The 7,034-nt window shown below is 73.2% G+C and carries 6 protein-coding genes and 2 pseudogenes; 2 read left to right on the top strand and 6 right to left on the bottom strand.

Translation table 11 applies throughout. The features are described 5' to 3' along the window. Positions 1–725: ROK family protein (locus tag EEJ42_RS00760; protein WP_148081799.1), on the bottom strand; the 725-nt coding region annotated here is incomplete at its 3' end. Between the two features lie 134 nt (positions 726–859). On the opposite strand from EEJ42_RS00760, the gene EEJ42_RS00755 reads away from it, so the two are divergent. Then, positions 860–1,927, top strand: a complete 1,068-nt coding sequence (locus tag EEJ42_RS00755; protein ID WP_123098105.1) for a LacI family DNA-binding transcriptional regulator — start codon at positions 860–862, stop codon at positions 1,925–1,927. Positions 1,928–1,949: 22 nt separating this feature from the next. Here the strand turns inward: EEJ42_RS00755 and EEJ42_RS00750 are convergent, their stop codons facing one another. Further along, positions 1,950–2,333: an SHOCT domain-containing protein gene (locus tag EEJ42_RS00750; protein ID WP_123098104.1), complete on the bottom strand. Its 384-nt coding sequence runs from the start codon at positions 2,331–2,333 to the stop codon at positions 1,950–1,952. Between the two features lie 189 nt (positions 2,334–2,522). Here EEJ42_RS00750 and EEJ42_RS00745 point away from each other — a divergent pair, with 189 nt between their 5' ends. Next, positions 2,523–3,155, top strand: coding sequence for a GAP family protein (locus EEJ42_RS00745; protein ID WP_123098103.1), 633 nt, complete (start codon positions 2,523–2,525; stop codon positions 3,153–3,155). Position 3,156: 1 nt separating this feature from the next. Here EEJ42_RS00745 and EEJ42_RS00740 read toward each other — a convergent pair whose 3' ends face one another. The 4 genes and pseudogenes from EEJ42_RS00740 to EEJ42_RS00725 all read right to left on the bottom strand — a co-directional run. Continuing rightward, a complete protein-coding gene (locus tag EEJ42_RS00740) occupies positions 3,157–4,353 on the bottom strand; it encodes a hypothetical protein (RefSeq protein WP_123098102.1) in 1,197 nt (398 codons plus the stop codon). 99 nt (positions 4,354–4,452) lie between these two features. Continuing rightward, complete coding sequence (locus EEJ42_RS00735; RefSeq protein ID WP_123098101.1) at positions 4,453–5,730, bottom strand: DUF6986 family protein; 1,278 nt, start codon at positions 5,728–5,730, stop codon at positions 4,453–4,455. Positions 5,731–5,906: 176 nt separating this feature from the next. Continuing rightward, a pseudogene (locus EEJ42_RS00730) lies at positions 5,907–6,869 on the bottom strand (electron transfer flavoprotein subunit alpha/FixB family protein). Positions 6,870–6,920: 51 nt separating this feature from the next. Then, positions 6,921–7,034: pseudogene (locus EEJ42_RS00725) on the bottom strand (electron transfer flavoprotein subunit beta); the annotation flags it as partial.

Genomic DNA, 7,034 nt, shown 5'->3' with positions numbered 1-7,034 from the left:
GGGTCACCGGCGCGCGCGGCGACGGCGACGGCCGCGGCGCTGGTGTCGCCGTCCGGACCCGGCCGCCAGCCGCCGGACAGCGCCCGGCGGGCGATGTTGGGACCGCTGGCGATGCGCTCGACACAGCCGCGCCCGCCGCACGGGCACAGATCGCCGTCGAGGTCGACGCTGATGTGGCCGATGTGCCCGGCATTGCCCGTGGGGCCGGGGTGGAGCCGCCCGCCCAGCACCAGTCCGCCGCCGACACCGGTGGACACCACCATGCACAGCGCGCTCGCGCGCCCGCGCGCCGCGCCCTGCCAGTGCTCGGCGNCCACCATGCACAGCGCGCTCGCGCGCCCGCGCGCCGCGCCCTGCCAGTGCTCGGCGGCGGTCATCGCCGGTCCGTCGCCGACCAGGGTGACCGGCAGCTCGCCGGTGGTCTCCCTGACCCCGGCGACCAGCGGGAAGTCGCGCCAGCCGGGGATGTTGACCGGGTTGACGGTGCCCACGGAGGCGTCCACGGGGCCCGCGCTGCCGATCCCGACGGCGGCCACCCGGGACCAGTGCGCGGTGGCGGCGAGTTCGCCGAGCACCGCGGAGACCTCCCCCATCACCGTCGGGCCGGGGCCCTGCGCGGGGGTCGCGCGCCGGGCCCGTACGACCAGCTTGCCGCCGCCGTCCACCAGGGCACCCGCGATCTTGGTACCGCCGATGTCCAGCGCGGCGATGAGGTCACGTGCCATGGCTGTCGACTCTCCTGGTGGGCCTCGGTGTCATCAGTATGCGGCCACAGTCTTCCCTGCCGCTGACAACGTTGTCCAGGGTCTATGCTCGACACCCCTTCCGCCACGACGACCAGCGACGGGACGAGCCCACCGTGACCGACACCGCCCGGGACATCGCCGACAGCACCCGACCGCACCGCTACGGCTCCCGGCCCACGATGAAGGACGTCGCCGCCCGGGCCGGGGTCGGCCTCAAGACGGTCTCGAGGGTCGTCAACGGCGAGCCGGGCGTCACCCCCGACACCGAGGCCCGCGTCCAGGAGGCGATCACCGCGCTCGGCTTCCGCCGCAACGACAGCGCCCGCATCCTCCGCAAGGGGCGCACCGCGAGCGTCGGCCTCGTCCTGGAGGACCTCGCCGACCCGTTCTACGGCCCGCTCAGCCGTGCCGTCGAGGAGGTGGCCCGGGCCCACGGCGCGCTGCTGATCAACGGGTCCAGCGCCGAGGACCCGGTCCGCGAGCAGGAGTTGGTGCTCGCCCTGTGCGCGCGCCGGGTGGACGGCCTCGTCGTCATCCCGGCGGGCGACGACCACCGCTATCTGGCCCCCGAGATGGCGGCCGGTGTGGCCACCGTCTTCGTCGACCGTCCGGCGGGCCGCATCGACGCCGACGCGGTGCTCTCCGACAGCTTCGGCGGCGCGCGGGACGCGGTGGCCCATCTGATCGCCCATGGCCACCGCCGGATCGGCTTCCTCGGCGACCAGCCGGGCATCCACACCGCCGCCGAGCGGCTGCGCGGCTACCACGCCGCGATGGCCGCGGCCGGGCTGCCGGTCCACGACGGCTGGCTCTCCCTGGGCCCCACCGACCCGGAGCGGGTGCGCGGCGCGGCCGCCGCCATGCTGGACGCCGCCGAGCCGGTCACCGCGCTCTTCGCGGGCAACAACCGCGTGACGGTCACGGTGGTGCGGGTCCTCGCCGAGCGCCCCGCGCCCGCCGCGCCCGTGGCCCTGGTCGGCTTCGACGACTTCGAGCTGGCCGATCTGCTCTCCCCCGGCATCACCGTGGTCGCCCAGGACGCGGCGCAGCTCGGCCGCACCGCCGCGGATCTGCTGTTCCGCCGCCTCGACGGCGCGGGCGGCGCACCGCGGCGGGTCGTGCTGCCGACCCGCCTGATCGCCCGCGGCTCCGGCGAACTGTCACCACCGTCCCTGTCCTGACCGTCCCGTCACGACCGTCTCATCAAGCGGCGAGCACCTTGGCCTTGGCGCGTTCGTACTCCTCGGCCGTGATGTCACCGTGGTTCTTCAGCTCCACGAGCCGCGACAGCTCCTCGGCGTGGCTCGTTCCGGCGGTCCCGCGTACGAACTCCCGGAACTCCTCCTCCGCCTGCTCGGCCCGCTTCATCTCGCGCCCGCCCATCCCGCGGCCCCGTGCCATCAGGTACACGAAGACGCCGAGGAAGGGCAGGACGATGACGAAGACGCACCAGCCCGCCTTGGCCCAGCCGCTGAGCGAGTCATCGCGGAAGATGTCCCCGATCACCCGGAACAGCAGCATCAGCCACAGGACCCACAGAAAGATCCACATCGTGGTCCAGAACACGTTGAGCAAGGGATAGTCCATCGTCTGCCTCCCGTCGGACACGCCCGGCGGGGCCGACGGCCACCACCGGAGCCGACGCCTCAAGCGTACGGCGGCGGGCGCGCCGCGTTCGGCGGGTGCGCGGGACCCGGTCGGCGCAGCAGCGGGTGCGCCGCGGGCCGGGCCGCGCAGCAATGGAGGCAGGACGGACGGGGGCCGGAAGGGCAGGCCATGGACCTCCAGATTCTCCCGCTGGCCGTCACCATGATGGCGGGGCCGCAGATCGTGGCCGCCGTGATCCTGGTGACCACCGCGCGGCCGGTGCGGGTGTCCTCGGCGTTCCTGCTCGGGGTGGCGGTCGCGACAGCGGTGGGGGTCGCCGTCACGCGGGGGATCTTCGCCCTGCTGGGCCAGGCGGTGTCGCCGGGTCAACCGTCCGACCGGGGGTCGGCCGCGATCATCGTGCAGCTGGTGCTGGTGGGGCTGCTGGTGCTGGCCGCGGTGAAGAACCTGGTGCGCCGGGAATCCGTCGAACCGCCCAAGTGGCTGGGCTCGCTGATGGACGCGGGCCCTCTGCGGGCCCTGCGGACCGGGCTGTTGGTGATCCTGCTGATGCCGTCGGACATCATGGTGATGCTGACAGTCGGGGCGCATCTGGAGCAGCACCGGGCGGGTCTGGCGGAGGCGCTGCCGTTCATCGGTGCCACCGTGCTGATCGCGGCGCTGCCGCTGCTGCTCTACCTGGTCTTCCGTCGCCGGGCGCGGCGCGCGATGCCCCGGCTGCGGGAGTGGCTGAACACGCACAGCTGGGTGATCAACGTCGCCGCCTGTCTGCTGTTCATCGTGCTCATCCTCACTCCCTGACTCACCCTCTGGTACGGCCCGTCGCGGCCAGCAGCGTGATCACCGCGAGGACGGCCAGCAGGACCAGCACCAGGAACAGCACGGTCAGCACGGTGGGATGGTTCCACAGCGCGAAGACGGCGGCCGGGGCCGGCAGCGCCGCGACCGTCAGCTCCCGCCGGTGGTTCGCGGTCCAGGTCCCGGCCCGCCCGGTGCGCATCCCGCGGGCCGCGCACCAGTGCGCGGCGGACTCGGCGGTGCGCTCGGCCGTGGCCCGTACGGCGCGTGGCAGCCGTCCGGGCCCGGCCAGATAGGCGCCCGCCGCGACGACGGCGCTGAGCACCAGCACGGTGAGCACGGTGACCCGCAGGAAGCGCACCACAGTGTCGAAGAGGGCCGAGGCGGCGGCCCGGGACAGCACGCCCGGCGGCACGTGGTCGAGGCAGTACCGGCGGGCCACGGTGAGGGCGAGGGCGAGGGCCAGCGAGGCGACGCCGGCGCCGAGGGCGGCGAGCGCGAGTGCGCGGCGGCGGCCCCGGGCGAGCAGGACACCGGTAGTGCCGAGCGCGATGGTCAGGGTGGGCAGCCAGTTGCTCGCCAGGTCGAGCAGGCGCACCGCCTGCTTGATGCGGTCGAGTTGATGGGAGTGGAAGAGGATCGTCCGCCGGTGGATGTCGGGGATGTCGCGCGCCGAGGGGAATCCGGCATCCACGAGCTGGAGTTTGACCTTCTCCACGGCGGCGCCGACGTTCAGGGTGACGGTGTCGCCTCGTACGCCGACCGGGCCGTGGCCCTCGCCGGTGAGGGCGTGCACGACGGCCGCATGGGCTGCCCGGTTGGCGCCGGTCCATACCGCGGCGAACTCCTCGGTGTGCACGATGTGCGTCGCGACCTTGCGCACGGCCTGGTCGAGGGCCGCGTCCAGGTGGGGGGCCAAGCCCTCGATGGTGTCGGCGGCCCGGGGCGGCAGGCCCTGGTCGCGCAGCCAGTCGGCGATGTCGGAGGTGACCTTCCGGCTGTTGTGCCGGAGGTCGACGGCCTCGCTGACGTGGTCCACGGCCGCCTCCTGGATCGCCGGATCGGTCGCCAGCGGGGCGACCGTCGCCACGTAGCGGTCGGTGTCCAGGACGATGCCGTGGACCCATACGGTCAGCACGGACACCGGGACGAGCAGGCAGCCGAGCACGATCAGCAGGGCTGACACGGCACTTCTGACCATGCCACCATCTCCCGCCCTCCCCGGCGGCCGCGCATCCCGGGTGACACGGAGGGGTGAGCGGATGTGGCCAGGCGGATCAGGCGGGCCCGGCCGCCCGGCTCAGCGCGGGGCGCGGCCCGCCAGGGCGTCGAGTTCGGCGCGGCCCAATCCGGTCAGCTGTTCCACCTCGGCGGCGTCGACCGCGCCGCAGTCCAGCCCGCGCAGCAGATGACCGCTGAGCGCCTTGGCGGTCGCGGGCTCGTCCATGACGTCGCCGCCCGTACGGTTCACATACGCCGCGAGCCGGGCCGCGGCCGTCTCCAGGCCCTCGCGGTAGAAGGCGTAGACGGCGGCGTAACGGGTGGGCAGATGACCGGGGTGCATGTCCCAGCCCTGGTAGTACGCGCGGGCCAGGGACCGCCGGACGAGGCGGTGGTGGAGCCGCCAGGCGTCGTGGACGCGCTCGGTGGGGCCGACGGGAAGCACATTGGTCGAGCCGTCGGAGAGCCGTACCCCGGTGCCCGCGGCGGCGACCTGCATGACCGCCTTGGCATGGTCGGCGACGGGGTGGTCCATGGCCTGGTGGGCGGCGCCGACGCCGCAGGAGGCGCTGTAGTCGAAGGTGCCGTAGTGCAGTCCGGTGGCACGGCCCTGGGCCGCGTCGATCATCAGGGCGACGGTGGCGCGGCCGTCGGGGCCGAGGATGGCCTGGGTGGTCTCGATCTGGATCTCGAAGCCGAGCCGGCCCGCCGGGAGCCCGCGGGCCTTCTCGAACTCCTCGCACAACCGGACCATGGCGCTGACCTGTTCGGCGTACGTCACCTTGGGGAGGGTGAGCACGAGCCCGTCCGGCAGCCCGCCGGAGTCCATCAGTCCGGTGAGGAAGATGTCGAGGGTGCGGATGCCGCGGTCGCGGACGGCGGCCTCCATGCACTTCATGCGGATGCCCACATAGGGCGGTGCGGTGCCCGCCGCGTGGGCGGCGGCGACCACGGATGCGGCACGGGACGCCGCGGCGTCCTCCTCGGCGTCGGGGCGCGGCCCGTAGCCGTCCTCGAAGTCGATCCGCAGGTCCTCGACCGGTTCGCGCTCCAGCTTGGCGCACACCCGCCGGTACACGGGCTCGGCCAGCTCGCCGGGGAGACCGAGGACGGCGGCGAGGGCGTCGGCATCGGGCGCGTGGGCGTCGAGGGCGGCGAGCGCCTGGTCGCCCCAGTCGCGCACGGTGGTGTCGGTGAGGGCGTCGGCGGGGACGTAGACGGTGTGCACGGGCTGGCGGGTGCCGGAGTCGCCCGGGTAGCGGCGGGCGAGGTCCGCGTCGACGGGGGCGAGGGACGCGGTGATCCCTTCGCGTACGCCGCGCGGCAGGCTGGTCCCCACCGTCTCGTGCTGAGTCATGCCCGCACCTCCGCCTTTCACCTTCACTCCAACCGACCAGCTGTTTCCGCTCTACGGAAACTAATATCCGTAGAGTGAAGTTATACGGGCTCCGAGTGGAGGTCAACACCCCATTGACGCACGTGGGGCCCCGTACGCGCAGTGCGTACGGGGCCCCACGGGCATCGATCGAGCGGTCAGCCCTTGCGGGTCTTGACCTCCTCGGTGAGCTGCGGGACGACCTCGAAGAGGTCGCCGACCACGCCGTAGTCGACCAGGTCGAAGATCGGGGCCTCGGCGTCCTTGTTGACCGCCACGATGGTCTTCGAGGTCTGCATACCGGCCCGGTGCTGGATCGCACCCGAGATACCCGCCGCGATGTACAGCTGCGGGGACACGGTCTTACCCGTCTGGCCCACCTGGTTGGTGTGCGGGTACCAGCCCGCGTCCACCGCGGCGCGCGAGGCGCCGACCGCCGCGCCGAGGGAGTCGGCGAGGGCCTCCACGACGGGGAAGTTCTCCGCACCGCCTACGCCACGGCCGCCGGAGACGACGATGGCGGCCTCGGTCAGGTCCGGACGCCCCGTCGACTCACGCGCCGCCCGGGAGACGACCTTCGTGCCGGTCGCCTGCTCGGAGAAGGAGACCTCCAGCGCCTCGGCGGCACCCGCGGCCGGGGCCGCCTCCGGTGCGGCGGAGTTGGGCTTGACGGTGATCACCGGCGTGCCCTTGGTAACCCGGGACTTGGTGGTGTACGCGGCCGCGAACACCGACTGCGTCGCCACCGGACCCTCGGCGCCCTGCTCCAGGTCGACGGCGTCGGTGATGATGCCCGACCCGATACGCACCGCCAGCCGCGCCGCGATCTCCTTGCCCTCCGCCGAGGACGGGAACAGCACGGCAGCCGGATTCACGGCCTGGTACGCGGCCTGACCCGCGCCCACCTTCGGCACGACGAGCTAGTCGGCAAACTCCGGCGCGTCGGCGGTCAGGACGCGCACCGCGCCGTGCTCGGCGACGGTCGCGGCGGTGTCGGCGGCACCGGCACCGAGGGCGACGGCGACGGGCTCACCGATGCGGCGGGCCAGCGTCAACAGCTCCAGGGTGGGCTTGCGGACGGCACCGTCCACGTGGTCGACATAGACGAGGACTTCAGCCATGAGACTTCTTCTCTCCTGCGAATACGAGATGTCTAGAGGGGGCAGTGGGGCTCAGATGAACTTCTGACCCGCGAGGAACTCTGCGAGCTGCTTGCCGCCCTCGCCCTCGTCCTTGACGATCGTGCCCGCCGTACGGGCCGGGCGCTCCTCCGCGCCGTCGACCTT

It is taken from the genome of Streptomyces botrytidirepellens (assembly GCF_003721215.1).
Lineage (GTDB): Bacteria > Actinomycetota > Actinomycetes > Streptomycetales > Streptomycetaceae > Streptomyces > Streptomyces himastatinicus.
Note: the sequence above shows the minus strand (reverse complement) of the source record. Positions and strands in the feature narration are given on the sequence as shown.